The sequence below is a fragment of the Fimbriimonadaceae bacterium genome (genome assembly GCA_019454125.1).
In the GTDB taxonomy this organism is placed as follows: domain Bacteria; phylum Armatimonadota; class Fimbriimonadia; order Fimbriimonadales; family Fimbriimonadaceae; genus JALHNM01.
On sequence record CP075365.1, the window covers coordinates 79484 to 97192 of the forward strand.

15 protein-coding genes are annotated in these 17709 nt (G+C 58.3%); 5 read left to right on the forward strand and 10 right to left on the reverse strand.

Annotated elements, in window-relative coordinates; all coding sequences use genetic code 11:
• Positions 1 to 44: 44 nt before the first annotated feature.
• The 6 genes from KF733_00480 to KF733_00505 are packed head-to-tail and all read right to left on the reverse strand — an operon-like array spanning position 45 to position 8582.
• Positions 45 to 1442, reverse strand: coding sequence for a restriction endonuclease subunit S (locus tag KF733_00480; protein QYK55966.1), 1398 nt, complete (start codon positions 1440 to 1442; stop codon positions 45 to 47).
• Positions 1439 to 4654: a DUF3883 domain-containing protein gene (locus tag KF733_00485; protein ID QYK55967.1), complete on the reverse strand. Its 3216-nt coding sequence runs from the start codon at positions 4652 to 4654 to the stop codon at positions 1439 to 1441. Before KF733_00485 ends, KF733_00480 begins: the two co-directional genes overlap by 4 nt.
• Positions 4655 to 4670: 16 nt before the next feature.
• The gene (locus tag KF733_00490; GenBank protein QYK55968.1) at positions 4671 to 5189 is read right to left on the reverse strand and encodes a DUF4411 family protein; all 519 of its coding nucleotides are present in this window, start codon (positions 5187 to 5189) and stop codon (positions 4671 to 4673) included.
• Complete coding sequence (locus KF733_00495) at positions 5189 to 6421, reverse strand: ImmA/IrrE family metallo-endopeptidase (GenBank protein QYK55969.1); 1233 nt, start codon at positions 6419 to 6421, stop codon at positions 5189 to 5191. Before KF733_00495 ends, KF733_00490 begins: the two co-directional genes overlap by 1 nt.
• Entirely contained in the window at positions 6418 to 8388 is a 1971-nt protein-coding gene (locus KF733_00500) for an SAM-dependent DNA methyltransferase (protein QYK55970.1), read from the reverse strand. The genes KF733_00495 and KF733_00500 overlap by 4 nt, the downstream gene beginning before the upstream one ends.
• Complete coding sequence (locus KF733_00505) at positions 8385 to 8582, reverse strand: hypothetical protein (GenBank protein ID QYK55971.1); 198 nt, start codon at positions 8580 to 8582, stop codon at positions 8385 to 8387. The genes KF733_00500 and KF733_00505 overlap by 4 nt, the downstream gene beginning before the upstream one ends.
• A 556-nt stretch (positions 8583 to 9138) precedes the next feature.
• Here KF733_00505 and KF733_00510 point away from each other — a divergent pair.
• Positions 9139 to 9588: a hypothetical protein gene (locus tag KF733_00510; protein ID QYK55972.1), complete on the forward strand. Its 450-nt coding sequence runs from the start codon at positions 9139 to 9141 to the stop codon at positions 9586 to 9588.
• A 36-nt stretch (positions 9589 to 9624) separates the two neighbouring features.
• Positions 9625 to 10500 (forward strand): DUF1738 domain-containing protein, encoded by an 876-nt coding sequence (locus tag KF733_00515; GenBank protein ID QYK55973.1) that lies wholly within the window; start codon positions 9625 to 9627, stop codon positions 10498 to 10500.
• A gap of 152 nt (positions 10501 to 10652) precedes the next feature.
• On the opposite strand, the gene KF733_00520 is transcribed toward KF733_00515, so the two are convergent.
• Entirely contained in the window at positions 10653 to 11807 is a 1155-nt protein-coding gene (locus KF733_00520; GenBank protein ID QYK55974.1) for a site-specific integrase, read from the reverse strand.
• Between the two features lie 348 nt (positions 11808 to 12155).
• On the opposite strand from KF733_00520, the gene KF733_00525 reads away from it, so the two are divergent.
• Positions 12156 to 13253, forward strand: coding sequence for a Fic family protein (locus KF733_00525; GenBank protein QYK55975.1), 1098 nt, complete (start codon positions 12156 to 12158; stop codon positions 13251 to 13253).
• Here the strand turns inward: KF733_00525 and KF733_00530 are convergent.
• The 3 genes from KF733_00530 to KF733_00540 are packed head-to-tail and all read right to left on the reverse strand — an operon-like array spanning position 13250 to position 14818.
• On the reverse strand, positions 13250 to 13615 hold the full coding sequence (locus tag KF733_00530; GenBank protein QYK55976.1) for a DUF4870 domain-containing protein: 366 nt from the start codon (positions 13613 to 13615) through the stop codon (positions 13250 to 13252). The genes KF733_00525 and KF733_00530 overlap by 4 nt on opposite strands.
• Positions 13616 to 13624: 9 nt before the next feature.
• Positions 13625 to 14155 carry a hypothetical protein gene (locus KF733_00535; protein ID QYK55977.1) on the reverse strand — a complete coding sequence of 177 codons (531 nt, stop codon included), beginning with the start codon at positions 14153 to 14155 and terminating at the stop codon, positions 13625 to 13627.
• A gap of 9 nt (positions 14156 to 14164) precedes the next feature.
• Complete coding sequence (locus tag KF733_00540; GenBank protein ID QYK55978.1) at positions 14165 to 14818, reverse strand: hypothetical protein; 654 nt, start codon at positions 14816 to 14818, stop codon at positions 14165 to 14167.
• A 105-nt stretch (positions 14819 to 14923) separates the two neighbouring features.
• Between KF733_00540 and acs the strand changes: the two genes are divergently transcribed.
• A complete protein-coding gene (gene acs, locus KF733_00545) occupies positions 14924 to 16936 on the forward strand; it encodes an acetate--CoA ligase (GenBank protein ID QYK55979.1) in 2013 nt (670 codons plus the stop codon).
• Between the two features lie 62 nt (positions 16937 to 16998).
• Positions 16999 to 17694: a hypothetical protein gene (locus KF733_00550; protein QYK55980.1), complete on the forward strand. Its 696-nt coding sequence runs from the start codon at positions 16999 to 17001 to the stop codon at positions 17692 to 17694.
• The last annotated feature ends 15 nt before the right edge of the window (positions 17695 to 17709 follow it).

Consider the following 17709-nt stretch of genomic DNA (forward strand, 5'->3'; position numbering starts at 1 on the left):
GCGAGAACTTTGTTGAGTCGGATGGCACCGCTTCCTTCGCCTTACTAGTTCTCTGTTTCCTCGTCCTCAAGCTCCAAGTCCTCCGGCGAGTGGGCATCAATGGCTTCGAAGAGCGATTCTTCGACCTCGGGCAAGTCGAGGTGGCGGACATCGAGTTGACCGGTCACCACGTCAGCGACGAGGCGGGTGCGGTATTCACGAATGAAGTCGATTTCAGACCTCGTCAGTTGTAGTGCGCGGTCGATTTCTCGGCTCTCTTCTGCAATCCGAGTAACTATTCCGGCTTGTTCAGACAGCGGTGGCTCTATGATGACGCAGTCCCGAATTCGCCCTTGGCTGATGTTCGGGTCTTTGCGTGTTCCATCCGCACCCACCATCCAGAAAGGGCGTTGAAGTTGCATGAACCTAAAGAGGAATTCAGGTTGGAATCTCTTGTTCGGAAGGATTCCGCAAACAGCCTGATTGAGCGCCGCTGGGAATGTGAGGAGTCCATTCTTGCCAATTGTTCCAGCGCCGCCGTACATGGCGACCAATACCGTTCCTGCTGAAACGACTTTGCAGGCTGTATCCCGAAGCGCCCGGTCGGTGATTCCAATTTCGAAGGAATCCATGATGTCGTTGGTCAGGTCGGTCGTTCGAATCCACGGAGTTGAACCACCGTAGTAAAGCTCCTGCATGGAGGTGTTTGGCGTTCCTCCACTGGTAGTTCTGAATGCCCACTTTACTTTCACCTCATTCCAGTGGGCTGGAATCTCTTCCAGCCAGTCGATGCCGGAGGGTTTGAGGGGGACGGTGGGGTCGAGACCTCGGGTGACGGCACGGTGGATGATGGCTTGCTTCTGCTCGTTCAGCAACTCGATGAGCCGCCGCTTGGTCTTGATAAGCTGATTCACCCGATGGTCGAGGTGGCGAATGAAGCGCACAATTTGCGCCTGCTCGTCGGGAGGCGGAACGGGGATTGGCAGGCGTCGGAAGTCCACCCAAGACAGATTCTGCCGTAGACCTGACCCTAACCCATAGAACACCTTCTTGATGTCGTATGCGTGAAGCAACAGGTGGGCATAATCCTCCGTCAGCTTGCCCTTCGTTTCGAGGCACATATACGCTGAGGTGATGATGCCTCGGTCTTTCGCCTGACCCACTCGCAGACTGACATGGTCGTTCTGTAGGTCGGTCGGTCGAATGATGATGTTGCCTGGTTCGACAATCTGGTAGGTCTCGAATGATTCGGGCACGAGTCCACGCAGCTTGTCCTGTGGCTTGATGACCACTCGACCGTAGCTGAGAGAGAGCACTGTGGGTTCAACCAGACCGATGTTCTTGACCTGCCGTTCCTGGAGGACAGCCAATCCGGGCTCTACTTGCCAGCGGCTCGGGAACTCTCCAAGCCACTCAAGAGCCGTTGGCTGGAAGTCCGAATTCTGCTTGAGCGCCGTGCTCACGCCTTCACCTCGCCGGTCTCGACGTTGACCTGGCTGACCATCGCAATCTCTCTCCATCCTTCATCGAAAGTGAAGGTTCGAGCATTCCCAGCAGGGTCTTGGATTTTCAGGATTCGAGGTTCCTCAGAAGTGGCGTTTTCGACGATATAGAGCCAGTAGCGGTAGCCCTTCTCAAGAGCCATCTCGAACTGCGCCTTCGACATCCCGACCGGATGATTCGCCAACGTGCCGACCATCGCCTTGACCTCAATCCAGCGGTTCGTGTGACCGTCGTCGTCCGTGCCAAAGAGGTCATAGCCCTTGTTGCCTGCTGGCGTCCGCTGCAGGTCTGATTCGAGCGTGAGGATGTGGTCGATGGCGACCGCCTCGACCTTCATTCGCTGCTCATGGGTCTCGGAATCCGAGAATTCATCGTCCTCGACCTCGACGGGATGAGTCTTCAGATAGCTGAAGAACTCTCGACGACCGGCATGGGAGTTCTTGCTGGTCGAGGAACTAGACCCACCTGCGCCGCTAGAGGAGCCACTGCCAATTGACCTTGAGCCCCCCACATTTGAGCTACCACCTCCGCCTCCTGCACCCGTTCCCTCACCCTGGTTGCTGCCACTACCAGCACTGGCTCCAGAATCTCCTGCATCGCCGCCCTCGTCACCTTGATTGTTGTTATCGCCCTCTTCGTTCTCGTCTTCCTCAACCCCAATGACTAACCCAAGGCGCTGAAGGACTTCTTCGTCGCTAAGCCCGCTCTTCTTGATTCGGCTTAAGACATCCAAGTTCAAGCCAGTCGCCTCAGCAAGCTGAGCTAGGGCAGATGGGCGGAACTTGAGTGCAGATTGGAGAACGGCGTTCGGTTCCCATGGTGGCTCGATGTGCTCGAACACAACCTCATCTGGACTAGAAAGTTTGCCCTCGGGAGTCGGAATCCACTCTGAAGCCTTAAGGATGCGAACAAACTCAGCGTCATACTTTGTGCTGCGTCCGGTTCCATAAAACCAATGGTACGTTGCCCTCAGAACAGCCTCACGTCGATATTCGACCAAATCACCTAGAGCATCCCAAAGGATTTGGCAACGCACCACTGCCTGCTCAAACGGCAGTTCAGCAATGCGCTTAAGGAGGGCATTTAGACGCCCAATCGTCCGGTTGTCATGAGATTCACCGCCCGTTGAGGTTGCATAGCCTGCCATCTGCCGGAGTTCTGCACGTTCGCTCTCATCTGGCTTGGCGTCTGTCGTGACGGTTTTCAGAGTTCGTGAAACCCCGCTGGCAAGCAAAACTTCCCGCATATCCTCCCCCTGCAGACCTGTCACTGACTCGTCGATGAAGCGGACGCCAGATACGCCTTCGAATAGCGTCTTGAGGCGCTCCGTCGGAAGGTAGCACTGAGTGGGCACAACCCACTTCCGCACCCCAGTATCATCAACTGAAGGAATCCAATAGGCAGTGCGAAGCTCATTCGTGAGGCGCTCTCTGGTGTTTCTGTTTTCGAATGCGGACTGAATCGCTTGCAGATGCTCTCGATAGAGTTCGAGGTCGTCATGCTCCATTCCATCCCCGTACAACGGCAGAATATTGACGATGACCCCGTCCACTGGGTCAGGCTTGGTGAGCTTGAGGCTGTTCTGAAGGAAAGCGAATGCGTCTTCCGAAGCACAAACAGTGGAGCGAACAGTTGGGAACCCACTTGTCGAGGCGGAAGGAAGATAGGCATTGTGCCTTTCGCCACTTCGAGCCGCAACGTGAGAACCATCTTCAAGCCGCGCCCAAGGTTTGTTGAGGTTTGCAGCGACCTTCCAGAGATAGGGCAATCCCCCAAGATATTCGTAGAGGTGCTCAATCCAAGAATCAGGTTGAGCCGTAAGGAACTGAGGCGTCACCCTCGTTACGAAGCCTTGCGGTGTTAACTCTGTGATACCGTGCTCGTTTCGCAGGTAGTCGCTTACCGCAGACATCCGCTCCAAGGTGAGATTTGGGTCTAGCCATTCAAGCTCAGTGTCGGACTCGAATAGTGCTTGCAGTTGCTCCGGGCTCACCAGTTCGATAAGCTCTCGTCGTGTTAGCTTAACTTCTCCAACTCTCGCAAAGCTGCCGCCGCTAGTGGGAAGGAGGGGAATCTGTTCAAGGGCTTCAGCGAAGGCGTCATACAAGGGACGGAACATCGAGCCCTCAGGAAAGTCGTCCTCGTCAATCGGCATCCCGCTGAGGACATCGACCGAAAGGGCGTCCATGTCTCTGAGCACACCCAACGACTCTACAAGCAACGAAGCAGTCTCTTCGATGAGATGCTGATTCCAGGTGGCTTTTGGGGGAACGTTGTCCCGAGCCGGAGTGGTTCGATAGGGAGCTTGAAGAACTACCCCAAGATTCGTTTGGACGCTCGTCGGAAAGAACGCTGCCAGTCTTGAGTCGGCAACGGGTTTCAGCTTGAGTTCGCCCGGTGGCGATGCCAAGTCCACTGAGTAGGCAATCTCAACCGCTCCAACCTCTACGCCGTCGGATTCGACAGGTCGAGAGAAGACGAGCCACTGCTCTTCTGCAAGTTCTCCGCCCGTGTTACTGGTGCCAATGAGGGTCACTCGCCTCAATCCTGGCTTCAACTCGACCGACTCACGGCAGTACGTGCCGCTTGCACCGTCCTCGATGCTCCAATCTACTTCCTCGACGTGACGGAGAAACAGCAGGGTTTTCGCATCCAGCTTTTCGAGCCCTTCACTGATTTCACCGAATGCTGGACTGTCTTCAGGGCGGAAAGGGAACCAGAAGCTGGTCTCGCCATCTTGCTGTTCGCAGGGCTGCAATTCAACGGGATGGACATAGTCTTCGATGGCAAAGTGTTGTCCTGCCGAGCGAATCTCCGGTCGGTCGGTGACGGCATAAACCGACTTGAAGCCAATACCAAATCGCCCGATTGCGGTCAGTTCATCCTTCTTGGTGCTCTTGTTAATGCCGCAGATTCCTCGAACATCTGCTTCGTCGAACGGCTTGCCCTTGTGGGAGACTCTGAGCCCCTCACGACTTAGCTCGAACCGAACCGAGCGTGAGCCGGTGCTGGCTCGCTTTCGGATTGCATCCTCGGCGTTTTGGAGAAGCTCGAAGACGAAGTGAGTTCGTTCGTGGTACAGGTTGGCGAGCAGTTCAGGAGCCCATTCGCCGACATCCGTGCCATAGCGCTTGAGGTTTTCTTCACTGAGGGCTGCGTAGTCAATCTGCATCGAACCTCCTCAACTCTCAGCCTTCCTTGGGCACGATGTCCAACTTGTAGCCACACTCGTTCAGCCAACCGTAGAAGTCAACACACTTGACCCCAAGGTGGTCACAGGCATCAGGAACCTTTAACCGCTGCTTCTCTGGTTTCTTGCGTTTCTCCATCGTGACGACAATGGCTTCGCCTGCAAACAGGTCTTGATTAGGATTCCGGTGATGGGCAAGAGCCGTCGCAACCAAGAAGTGGTCGGCATCGACAGACTCGGTCTTGGTGGCGTCAACAAAATCCGGTATGGCAGCGACTTCCCGAATAACTTTCATAGTCTCGTTTGTCACAGGCTCAAAGCACTTCTCCTTGTGCTGGTCAGCCCATTCCTTAGCGACACCGCCTTTCATTTCACGGAATACGTGTTCGCACACCCTTATCCTTCCAGTCTTTACCTGGGACTCGGCAAGCTCGTGAATCTTGGGGATTATTGTCGATGGGAATTGCTCGTTGAGCGTGATGATGATATTCGCATCCCAATAGAAGATGGCTTCCATCAGTCCACCACCTTGCGCCGACTAAGCTCAAGTTCTAGCGCTTCGAACTGGTAATCCCGCAGACCTAAGAGGTCTTGCGCATCGGAGAATTCAAGCGTGCCCGAAGACATCGCCTGAAGCACTCGTCGGGTAAGGGTCTCACCACGAGCCGACAGGGAGTCGGCAACAGGCGATGCCCCTTTGCGTTCCTTGCCAAGCAGCTTGTTCTTCTCCTCCCGAGCCTTTTGCTTCGCCTCCCGAAGTTCAGACTCTTCTTCGTCGATTTTTCTCCAAGCTGAGAATACGGCAGTGGACTTGGACTTGGGAACTTTGCCCGATTCGATAAGCCTGTGAAGCAAAACGTATTTGCTGACCCGGAATTTCTTTGCATACTTATCCACGAGCCCAGCGTCCGTCGCTCCTTCTTTGGAGATGTCAGCAACGGCGGCTTGAACCTCCTTCGCCCCCGGTGGCAGAAGTAGCGCCGAAGCGAACCTGTTGCAGAACGTCTCCGTTCTCTTTACTGCGTCTCGACCAGTCTGAATACGGTCGGCTCCTAAATCGGAAACCACCGACTGTCGCAAGCACAAGTGCGCTAACTCATGGAAGAGTGTAAAGACCTGTTGGGACTTGTAGCCTTCTAAGTTGAAACCAACCAATGGGAAGCGGGGATGCCAAATAGCAAATCCCAACGCCTGCTCTCGTTCAACTCTGAATCCGAATGTGAGGACGCCAGTCAGGAAGAGTGCGTGCCTCCACTCTCGTAAACCTCGATTTTCTAGTTTGAACTTCTTTTGCTGAGCTAAGGTTACGCCCAAGGCTGTTCGCATTTCGTCAGCCCGCACAACGGGGTCGTCGCTGATTTGGAAGGCAGGCAGGTTTGAAGTCCACTCAGAAAGGACATCTTCCCAGTCCTCATCCAATCGCGACTGAAGGTACCGTGCTCGCCGAATATCGAGAACGAGGTCTGCTGAGAAACTCCCTTTGCTTCGGTTGCCCACCGTTCTGTAATCCAGCAGGGGCTTGGGTTCAGAAGGTTCTTCGGGCATGAAGAAGACAATGCAGGGTCGCTTGACCTTGTTCGCTATCCTTTCAATTTGGCGAAGAGTCGGAAAGGAAACGCCAGATTCCCATTCCCGATATCTCTCGACTGAAACGTCAGCAACCTGAGCCAACTCCTCTTCAGTTCGAAGCGAAGCTTTGCGAGCCCAGACCAGCACCTCCTTTGTGATTGGTGCTAACACGCTGCTCATGTCTCGACCTCCACGAGAACCTCATCTAGCAGACCCTCTGTCTCTTTCTCCAGGGCTTCGATGTCCCGCCGAATCTCTTCCAGCGTCCGCATCGGCTTGGGCTTGTAGAAGTAGCGGGTGAAGCTGATTTCGTAGCCAATCTGCGTTTTGTCGTCATCAACCCAAGCATCAGGTACGTTCGGCAGCACTTCCCGCTGAATGAACGCTTCGATGCCGCCATCTTCGAGCAGCGGCACGTTCTCGGTGTCTCGGAGGTCGGTGTCTGGCTCGTATTCCACGACGCAGGTCTTGCCGCCGATGACGACTTCGAAAAGCCCGTGCATGGGGTCGGCTACGGCGTTCTTGTGAATCTTCTTGATAACCGGATGGGCAGACTCGTCCACTCCGTTCGTCGCCTTAAGCTCCTTGATTTCCTTGGAAGAATAGGCTCTTGCCGGGTCGATTCCCTTGATGCGCAGGGGACGCTCGACAACGACCTTCCAGTATCCAAACGCCTCATTGGGGAAGAGCTTTGACTGCTCTGACTCCTCGAATGCTAGGAAGGCATCCATGACCCGCTGGATATCCTCAGGCGCAAGTTCACAGTTCTTCTTGCCCAGGTTCTTGCGCAGGGACTTGAACCACTGCGTAGCGTCGATGAGTTGGACTTTGCCTCGCCGGTGCTCTGGCTTTCGATTGGTGAGCACCCAGATGTACGTGGCAATGCCGGTGTTGTAGAACATGTTAAGCGGGAGTGCAATGATGGCTTCAAGCCAGTCATTCTCCAGAATCCAACGTCGTATATTGGACTCGCCCTGCCCAGCGTCGCCTGTGAAGAGCGAACTGCCGTTGTGTACTTCGGCGATACGACTCCCGAGAGGCGTGTTGTGCTTCATCTTGGCGAGCTTGTTCACGAGGAACATCAACTGACCGTCGCTGGAACGGGTGATGAGACTGAACTCGGGGTCTCCAGCGTGCTCGATGATGAAGCGTTGGTCGGTGAGTTCACCCTTGCCGCCCATACGCTCCAGGTCGGTCTTCCAACTCTTGCCATAGGGCGGGTTGGAGAGCATGAAGTCGAACTCACGGGACGGGAAACCATCTTGAGAGAGCGTTGAGCCGAGCCGGAAGTTCTCTGCCTCTTCACCCTCGCCTTTCAGAATCAAGTCCGCCTTTGTGATGGCATAGGTCTCAGGATTCACCTCCTGACCAAAGAGGTGAATGGTCACGTCTTTCCCATGCTCTTTCGCAAGCTCTTTGAGCCGCTCTTCAGCAACGGTGAGCATGCCTCCGGTTCCACAGGCGGCATCGTAGACCAGGTATGGGGCGGACTGTATCTGGTCGGCGATTGGACGGAAGATGAGTTCCGCCATCAGCTTGACGACATCTCTGGGAGTAAAGTGCTCTCCGGCTTCCTCGTTGTTCTCCTCGTTGAATCGGCGAATCAACTCCTCGAACATCGTGCCCATCGCATGGTTATCGAGAGCAGGAACCTTCTCCTTGCCATCTGTGTCGAGCACCGGCTGTGGTGAGAGGTTGATGGAGCGGTCAAGAAATTTCTCGATGAGGCTGCCAAGGATGTCGGCTTCCACGAGGGTCGGAATCTGGTTGCGGAACTTGAATTTGTCGAGAATCTCCTGAACGTTCGAAGAGAAACCGTCGAGATATGCCTCGAAATCATCCTTCAAGCGCTGTGCGGTCGCTCTGGACTTGAGGTCTCGGAGGGTGAAAGGGGACGCATTGTAAAACGCCTGACCTGCAGCTTGTCGAAGTGCCGCCTCCTGGTTGGCGACGCCCGCTGCATCCAGGTTCTTCTTCATGTCCAGGACGGCTTGCTTGGTCGGTTCCAGGACGGCGTCGAGGCGTCGAATAACGACCATCGGCAGGATGACATCCCGGTATTTGCCCCGGACGTAAACGTCCCTGAGCACGTCGTCGGCGATGCCCCAGATGAAATTTGTAATCCAGCCCAGCGTTTGTGCGTTCATCCCTGCCCTCTACCTTCTGCCCGTTCAAGCCGCTCCAAAAGCTCTTGATAACCTTCGGCGTCTTGGAGCACCAGCGTCGCCTTTCCTTTGACCGTCAACACGACCGGTGCCTTGGATTCCGACAGTCGAGCAATGTGCTCTTTGTGGTTCCGCAGGAAGTCGGTCAGCGAGTAGACGTGTCTTAAATCCAGCATCGGCGCAACCCTCCAATCATACTTTTCTCAGACGATACCCGGATGAGCTTCCAGCCTCATTTCCTCAAACTGTGAATGGCTACGGATAGGAGAATGTGGTAGTTCAACCCGCTCCCTTCGTTCACTCCGTCAGCTTCGTTTGGGAGCATGACCCCTGTGGTGAGCCCGACTACCTTGAGCGCTCCGCTGCAGACCACTTTGGAGATGGCTGGAGCCATGTTTCCGATGCTGAAAAAGCACGAGTCATCGAGCAGTTCGGGTCGATTGAGGCTGCCTGTCGTCACTTCGCCGAAGAGGATGCTCAGCGGATTCGAGATTTTCGAGCAGGTGACCGGTGGTTCGAAAGTTGCCGAGCGGTCGCCGAGGTTCGGTACGAACTCTACGATGGCAGCTTCCGAATCGAGCGGTTTTCGAGCGGCGGACTATATGGCATCGAGTCAGATTGCGGTGAAGACTGTTCGAGGCGGTTCACCATGCCTCACATCGTTCTCGGTCGGAGTCGCCGTGCAAGGCTCTCGACGGACTCACGAATGCTCAAGAAAGGGCTGGTGCAGCGATGAGCCAGCCATTCCCGGACACGTACAAATGGCTTCGAGAGGCAACGGCGCTTGACGCCAAAATGGAACTGCTGGGGCTCTTGTATGACGGCGCTCCGCTTGACAAGAGCGATATCTGGGATGTCGTCGAGGAAGTGGCTTACAAGACGGTCGTTCACCTCGTCGAGAACACCTCCCTGCTGACCACATATCTGATGCGGGGCGAAGTCGTATTCCCATGCACGGAGCCGACCTACCTGGAGCGCCTCATCAATGAGGTGTCGCTTAAAGCACCATTGAGCTTCTTGCCTGACATGCATCGGCGAATCGCTGCTGCAATCTACTTTCTGGCTCTGAAAGTCAAGAGGGACAACTTCGCCCTGTTCTCTCACGCCGCCAATGGGTTCATCCCTGACTGGGAGAACCGATATGAGGGAACCCTGTTCGACAGCAAGCAGGACACGGACTGATTTCCTCAAAGTGGATGCGCCTCTGAATAAACAGGGGTGAAGAGCACTTACCAAAGAATCACCGAGCAGGTCATCCAGGCAATCGAGACGGGCAACGTGCTGCCGTGGAAAAAGCCGTGGGCTGTTCGACGACCATGCAATGCAGTGACCAACAGACCCTATCGAGGAATCAATAGGTTCATGCTTTCGCTCAGTGAGTTCAGCGACCACCGGTGGCTCACCTTCAACCAGGCAAGGGCTCTCGGCGGTTCCGTTTGCAAGGGCGAGAGGGGTTCAACGGTGTTGTTATGGTCGGACGTTGAAGACGAGGTGACGGGGAAGGAGCGAGTTGTTTGCCGAGCTTTCACCGTGTTCAACGTCGAGCAGTGCAACGGGCTTGAGTTGCCGAGCGGCTCAATTGCTCAAGCACAGGGCTGCGGGTTCGAAGCTGCAGAGCGAATCGTCGCTGGATACAAAGACTGCCCAACCCTTCACTTCGGCACCGAGCAGGCGGCATATTATCCTGTTCGAGACGCAGTGGTGGTTCCCCACATGCGAGACTTTGAGACCCCAGAGGCGTTCTACGGAACGCTCTATCACGAGCTTATCCATTCGACGGGTCACCCTTCCCGCTTGGGGAGAATCTCCCTTGGTGCAGGCATCGACTTTGGCTCAGATGAATACAGTCGAGAAGAAATTTTGGCTGAAATCGGAGCGGCGTTCTTGTCGAGCGAGGCATCCATTCAGAATCTCTCGCCTACCACGAACTACATCAACTCTTGGTTGACCAAAGCGCTGAACGCTGATGCGAGCCTCATCATCAAGGCTGCATCGCATGCTCAAAAAGCGGTTGATTGGATTCTTGGCGACAGTCATCATGATGACAACTCGGAGCCAGAACCTCGGCTGACGGGCGAACTAGTCGCTTTGTAGGGATTCGAACTCTGAATTCTCTGAGTTGAGCGATTCGCCCAGGTTCAATGGAGACTGACTTGAAGTCGTAAGTCACTCGACTTCAAGTCAGAAAACCATCGACCGGTTGGAGAAATCCACCCGAGTTTAGGTCGAGGTTTTCAGAGACACAGCTACCTGCTCTGCAACCCGAAAGCCTGCGTCACCTGGCGTCCTGCGGCATCGTTGACCCTTGCTTCATCCTCATCGCTGCTCCGCAAGTACAGCATTGTCGTGTCAAGCGTGGTATGTCCCATGCTGTGGCGGATGGCATCTGGGCTCACCGACTCCGTGCGCATCAATCCCGTGGCATAGAGCCGACGACCATCGTGCGGTCTAAATGGAACCCCGACCTTTTCGGTCAACTCCTTGAGCGCTAAAAGGAAGTCGTTATAATGCCAGTCCGCACCATTGGCGTTCGGCACGACGAATCTGTGGCTCTCCCACTTCCGGGTCACCTCGTTGTAAACCTTTGTTGCTTTGGCTAGCTTCAGGGATTCATGAAGGATGTCGAGTTCAGCCTGAGTCAGTTCGAAGCTCTTTTCTTCGGCGTCGTGCTTGAGTTTCGCGAGTCCCCACACGCTCTTTGATTCAGCACCGTTCGGATTCCAAAGGTCATTGACTTGGTAACAAACGGTGAGCCTGCTACCCTTAATGGAGTCCTCGGTCACAGCAAGTGCCTCTCCTGCCCGCAAACTTCGCCGAAGCAAAACCAGTGCCGCTTTCAGGCGAATGTCGGCGGCATCGAACAACTTCTGCAAGTCGCCGTCGCTGACTTGCAGCTTCTTCCGAGTCTTTCTTCGCTTCGCCCTTGGCAAGTCTTCCGCTGGATTGTCGGAAACGTTGCGTAGCTTGATGTGCCGTTTGAAAAGACCGTTGAGCATGTCCCGCATGAACGGCTGACTTTGCCCGACATGGTTTTTGCACCAGGCTCGATACATCGGCTCCAGATGATGCAGTTGAATCTCGTTCAATAGGTAGTCCCCAAGCGGTCTGCCAACCCCCAAGGGCTGGAAGCTGCATGCGAACTCAACCACCGAGCGGTACTTCTTGAAGGAAGTGAATGGCTGGTCGTTGTGCAAGTGGCGCTCGGTCAGTGCTTGACGAAGCGTCGGAACGACCCTGGGAGCCACTCCGTTCCTCAACTGCCATTCGGCGTCATGAGCATCTGCTTTTGCACGAGCAGCCGCCTCTGCCTGCGTTTTCGTTTTCCCGGAAGCGTAATGCTTGCGCAGCCCGTTGGGTAGTGGATGCTTCGAGAAGACGTAGCCGTACGCAAATCTGGTCACTCGACCCGTTGCGCCGACTCGTTCCCTGTACTCGAAATGCCCGGTAGCGTATGCTCGCACACGGGGTCTGTCATGCGTTTTCGATTGTTTTCGGTCAGTCATTTGCAGCGTTTGCTGCAAGCGGTTCAGCGAACCCGGCTTGTACGCACGTCTGTACGCACGTTGTCCTCGCTCCTAGGATGAGCGCAGACTCAACCGCTGGTACACTTTGAGTCGGTCGGGAAGGGTTTAGGTTCCCTGTGTAGGTAATCCCTCCCTCTCCGCCACCGACCGGTTCGAGCCATCGACATATTCTTCAGAAACGTCGATGGATCCTGCGATTCATCGACACGTTTAGGTAATGTGTCGATGGTGACGACAGAAGGCTACGCGCCGACCAAGCCCTATAACGAACTCTCTCCCTTGCCGCCCCGCGCTGAGGTCGAGACCAGGGCCACGCTGAAGGCGGCGATCACGGCGAACTCGGCTTTGGCCGAGCTCCGGTGGGCGGGGGATTTGATCCCGAACCAGACCGTCCTCCTTCGGTCGATCCTCGTCCAGGAGGCAAAGCTCTCCAGCGAGATCGAGAACGTGGTCACCACGAACGACGAGCTTTATCGGGCGTTGGGCGAGCTCGCCTCCCAAACCGATGCGCCGACCAAGGAAGTCCTGCGCTACGGCGAGGCGCTCTGGCACGGCTACGAAAGATTGGGGAAGGGGGAGCGGCTCGGCCCGGAGCTCTTCCTGGAGATCGCCCGGACGATAAAGGAAGGCTCCATCAACCTACGCCCCGGCCAGTGCCAGATCGCCAACCAGCGAACGGGCGAGGTCGTCTACACGCCCCCGGTTGGCACGGCACGGATCCAGGGCCTGCTCGATAACGTCGCGGACTATTTGGAGGCCCGCGACGGCACCGACCCGCTCATCAAGATGGCGGTCGGCCATTACCAGTTCGAGGCGATCCACCCCTATCCCGACGGCAACGGCCGCACCGGGCGGGTGCTGAACATCCTCTACTTGGTCTCGCGAGGGCTGCTGCGCGTCCCCGTGCTCTACTTGAGCCGCTTCGTCATCGAGAACAAGAACGACTACTACCAGTTGCTCCGCGCCGTGACAGAGCGTGGGGAATGGGAGGATTGGACCATCTTCATGCTGCGAGCTGTCGAAGAGACCGCGCGGCAGACGGTCGAGACGATCCTCAGCGTTCGCGACGCCCTCGCCCAAGGGGTCGAGACAGCGCGCACCGGGATGCGCAAGGGCTATAGCAAGGAATTGGTGGAGCTCGTCTATTCCCAGCCCTACGTCCGGATCTCGCACCTAAGCGAGGCTGGCCTCGCGAAGCGGCAAACGGCGAGCGAATACCTGCGCGAGCTGGAACGGGTCGGCTTGCTGGAAGGTCAGAAGGTCGGCCGCGAGATGCTCTATGTGAACAAAGGGCTCTTACGAGCCCTGACGGGGCGGGCTTAGACCCGCGCGTTCCGGCGGGCGATCGTGCCGATCAAGGGAAGCTCGTAGAGCTGCCCGTCGTAGGCCTTGACCGCGCCCAGGATCGGGAGCGCGAAGCTCGCGACCAGCAGGACAATGCCCATCACGATGGCGACCGGGATCAAGACGATCGTCACGGCGAGGAAGCCGGCGACGATCCCCAGCACGGTGAGCGCGACCTGAAAGAGCAGGGCCTGCAGCGCATGGAAGGCGACAAACCGGGACTTGTCCTTATAAACCATCCACACCACGAGGGCGACCACCCAGCCAAAGCCGACCCAGCCCCCCACCATGCCGAGGACGTGGGCGAGCGCGCCCCAAGTTTTTTCTTCCGAAGAGTTCATGTGACCCACCTAACCGCTATCACGCGGGCCGCTCTCCTCGGGTTGCGCGCTTTCGTTCTCAGAGGCGAAGCGGTGGGCCTCGTCGGCGTCGAGGATGACGACATTAGGCTCCGCGATGCGGATGAACTCTTCGACCGAGACGCCCTTCACGACGCCGTCCCGGCTGAACTCGCGGTAAAGGCACTCGACGACCTCGCCGCCGCTCGGCTGGTGATAGGTGGCGTCCACCCAGAGGCCCGGCTTGTCCTCCGAGCTCTTGTAGGCCACGGCCGCGAACCAGACTGGGCGCACGACCTTGAGCAACTCAGCCTCTTCCTCCGGCGACCATTGGCCCCGTCCGATCTCGAGCCCCGCCTCCTGCAGCAGGAACTGGGCGGATTCGAGCGACATCTTCGTCTCCGCGCGGACGAGGAAATTGGCCGCGGGGTGGGCCGCGCTGGCCACCGTCCTGCCTGCGAGCCGCGTGAGGTAGGCGAGGGGTCGGGGGCAGTGCCGCTTGACCTCTTCGGCGAACCGGTCGAATTCCACCAGCAATACCATCTGCGGCGATTATAGTGGGGTAACCACTGCCCGGTCGTCCTCTGCGCCCCGGTCGTGGCACCAAGCGAGCCCAAAGGGGTCGACGAAGACACTCTCAAAGACCTCCTTGAACCCCAGCGCAACCAGGTCTTCCGCGCTCGGCAACGAGGTGAGCCAGAGGGCCGGCTGCGAAACCGGAGCCTGACGGAACCGCAACCGGACCAAGCCGGACTCGATCGCCACGCTCCTGTCCGGGAGCAGATCGGGCGCCTGGCACAGGAGCTCTCCGTAGAAGTCCGCCGCCTCACCGGGCGAAAGGAGGAGGCCGCCCACGAACGGCTTCACGAGGCGGCTGTCCGTGAGTTCGACCTCGGGGGACTCGAACGTGCTCGGCGAGCTGTAGATGTTGAAGACATAGCCGAACGGGTCGCGCACCAGGTTGCTTCCTCCCGGCCCTTTCCAGGCGATCTCCTCAAAGCCAAACCCTTTTAGGCGAAGCCGCGCCTCCAGCAAGTCGCACGTCAGGAGTTCCAGCACCAAGGGTCGGGGCGCGCCCGGATCGAGGAACAAACGGAGGAGCCCGCCCGAAAGTTCGATGCCGTTTTCCCTGCTGACGATGGCCATACCCAAGTGGCCCGCATAGAATGCGGCCGCCGCGCTGGGTTCGGGCGTGACGAGTCCCACGCACCGACTGAGTCGGAAAAGCTCGTCGATAAAGTCAAGACGAAACGATCTGCCTCACCGCGTCGTGAACATCGGCGGCAAAACGCGGTTAGAATCCATCGTAAGATGAACGACAACCGCCAGGGCCGCATCTTTGAAAAGAGGGTCTTTCCACCGCCGGCCGACTTTGCCGCACGAGCGAACGTCCGCGACCGGAGCCTCTACGAAGAGGCCGACCGCGACCGGATCGCGTTCTGGGAAAGTTGGGCGCGGAAGTTGCACTGGGAGGAGCCCTGGCACACGCCCCTGGTGTGGGAGAACCCGTTCGCCCAGTGGTTCGTCGGCGGCAAGCTGAACGCTTGCTACAACTGCGTCGACCGGCACGTCGAGGCAGGGCTCGGAGACAAGACCGCGTTCATCTCGGAAGGCGAACCGGGCGACGTGCGCCACTTCACCTATCAGCAGGTCCAGGACGAAGTTTCGCGGATTGCGAACGGCCTCAAGTCCCTGGGCGTCGGCAAGGGCGACCGCGTCTGCCTTTATCTGCCGATGGTCGCGGAACTCCCCATGGCGATGCTCGCCTGCGCCCGCATCGGCGCGATCCATTCCGTGGTCTTTGGCGGCTTCGCGGCCGAATCGCTCCATGAACGCATCAACGACGCGGGCGCCAAGGTGCTCCTCACTGCCGACGGCGGTTGGCGTAAGGGCCACGTCGTCGAGTTGAAGCGCATCGCCGACGAAGCGCTGGAACTTGGCTGCCCGACGATTGAAAAGGTCGTCGTGCTCGACCGCATCACGCCGGGGATCACCGCCACCGCCGACCACCCTCGCGACTATGACCCGGGGGTCTGGACCGAAGGCCGCGACCTTTCCTGGGCCGAGGTCGTGAAGACGCAGTCCACCGAATGCCCCTGCGTCCCCATGGACGCGGAAGACCCCCTCTTCATCCTCTATACAAGCGGCTCGACAGGGCACCCGAAGGGCATCGTCCACTCGACCGGCGGCTACCTGACCCAGGCGGCGATGACCGCCTACACAGTCTTCGACCTCAAGCCGGAGGACGTGTTCTGGTGCACGGCGGACTGCGGTTGGATCACCGGCCACAGTTACGTCACCTATGGCCCCATGGCGAACGCGGCGACCCAGGTGCTCTATGAAGGGGCGCCGGACTCGCCCGGGCGCGACCGCTTTTGGGAGATCATAGAGAAGCACTCGGTCACCATCCTTTACACCGCGCCGACCACGATCCGCACCTTCATGAAGTGGGGCGACGAGTTGGTCCAAAGCCACGACCTCTCGTCCCTGCGACTCCTCGGGTCGGTCGGCGAGCCCATCAACCCGGAGGCCTGGATGTGGTACCGCGACCTTGTCGGCGGAGGGCGCTGCCCCGTGGTGGACACCTATTGGCAGACGGAGACGGGGGCCGTCGTCGTCTCTCCCCTTCCTGGGCTCTCCGCGACCAAGCCGGGTTCAGCGACGCAGCCGATGCCCGGCATGGCGGTGGGGATCTTCGCCGAGGACGGCCGGGACATCACGCCGTACCCAGGTTCAAGTCCCGGGGAGGTGACCGGGCTGCTCGGCATCAGCGAGCCTTGGCCTTCGATGCTGCGGGGGATTTGGGGCGATCCGGAGCGCTATAAGGCCACCTATTGGGGCAGGCTGGAAGGCACTTACTTCGCCGGCGACGGGGCCATGGTCGACGAGGACGGCTGCTTCTGGCTGCTTGGCCGGGTGGACGACGTCATCATCGTGGCGGGGCACAACATCTCCTCGATGGAGGTGGAGAGCGCCCTTGTCGACCATGTCTCCGTCGCCGAGGCGGCCGTCATCGGCCGTGCCCACGAGGTCAAGGGCCAAGCCATTTCCGCCTTCGTCCTACTTCGCGCGGGCTATGACGCCGCGGACTCCGACCAATTGGTGGCCCTGCTAAAGGAGCACGTCGCCCACAAGATCGGGCCCATCGCCCGTCCCGAGGAGGTCTTCGTCTGCGCCGATCTGCCCAAGACGCGTTCCGGCAAGATCATGCGGCGCCTGCTCCGGGACATCGCGGAAGGGCGGGCCCTCGGCGACACCACCACCCTGGCCGACCGCGCCGTGGTCTTCTCCCTCCAACACCAATACGAAAGTACGGAGGGGTAAGGCCCGGCAGGTTTTCTAGTGGGAAGGGGCGTTCAAAACGGAACGAACCCCCTATGCGACGCATGGCGATCCTGGGATTCCTGGCCTTTTCGGCCGTGGCGGTCAGTCAGCAGCAGTCCGAAATGTTCAACCCGGAGCTCAAGGCGCCGGGTCAGTCCTTCACGCTGAAGGGGATCGCAGGGTGGTCGCAGGAAGTCTCCGGCGTCATGGGCATCCTGATCGAGTTGCCCGCCCGAATGGGGGTGCGCCAGCACTACCTTTTCCGCATGACTGACCCCAAGGCGAAGGACGTGAGGGCCGGCATGGAAGTCCAGGTCAACGGCCAGTTCGTCGCCAAGCAGTACTTCAAGGAGCAGAACACGGCGGTCTATACCTTTGACCAGACCAAACTGCTCTCCGCAAGCGGGCAAGCGGCCCCGGGGGCGGACCAGCAAGCCCTGAGCCCGGGCGGTCTCTCCACCGAGACCTCCATGGCCCCGGCCGGCGGACGTGGCCCCAGCAGCCTCCACGATGGCTCCCGGGCCGCTGGCGGCGAGGCGCCCGAGAAGCCGAAGTTTACCGACCAGCTCAAGGGCTGGGCGTTCAGGGGCACGGTCCGATCGGAGCACGGCGTCACCGCCGTCTTCGTAAACGCGGCCCGGACCCGCTATGTGCAGGTCGGCGGCAAGATTGAAGACGACCTCTTCGTCGTCGGGTTGAACTCGGACCGCGTCCAGGTCAAGGGACCGGCGGGCCGCTTCGACCTCACGCCCTGGTAGTCTAAAGTCAGGGGC

Coding starts and splice junctions, on each gene's coding strand:
- KF733_00530 (QYK55976.1), bottom strand. CDS start 13,615: ATGAACTCTTCGGAAGAAAAAACTTGGGGCGCGCTCGCCCACGTCCTC.
- KF733_00485 (QYK55967.1), bottom strand. CDS start 4,654: ATGCAGATTGACTACGCAGCCCTCAGTGAAGAAAACCTCAAGCGCTAT.
- KF733_00550 (QYK55980.1), top strand. CDS start 16,999: ATGGCGATCCTGGGATTCCTGGCCTTTTCGGCCGTGGCGGTCAGTCAG.
- KF733_00535 (QYK55977.1), bottom strand. CDS start 14,155: ATGGTATTGCTGGTGGAATTCGACCGGTTCGCCGAAGAGGTCAAGCGG.
- KF733_00510 (QYK55972.1), top strand. CDS start 9,139: ATGAGCCAGCCATTCCCGGACACGTACAAATGGCTTCGAGAGGCAACG.
- KF733_00490 (QYK55968.1), bottom strand. CDS start 5,189: ATGGAAGCCATCTTCTATTGGGATGCGAATATCATCATCACGCTCAAC.
- KF733_00495 (QYK55969.1), bottom strand. CDS start 6,421: ATGAGCAGCGTGTTAGCACCAATCACAAAGGAGGTGCTGGTCTGGGCT.
- KF733_00505 (QYK55971.1), bottom strand. CDS start 8,582: ATGCTGGATTTAAGACACGTCTACTCGCTGACCGACTTCCTGCGGAAC.
- KF733_00500 (QYK55970.1), bottom strand. CDS start 8,388: ATGAACGCACAAACGCTGGGCTGGATTACAAATTTCATCTGGGGCATC.
- KF733_00525 (QYK55975.1), top strand. CDS start 12,156: ATGGTGACGACAGAAGGCTACGCGCCGACCAAGCCCTATAACGAACTC.
- acs (QYK55979.1), top strand. CDS start 14,924: ATGAACGACAACCGCCAGGGCCGCATCTTTGAAAAGAGGGTCTTTCCA.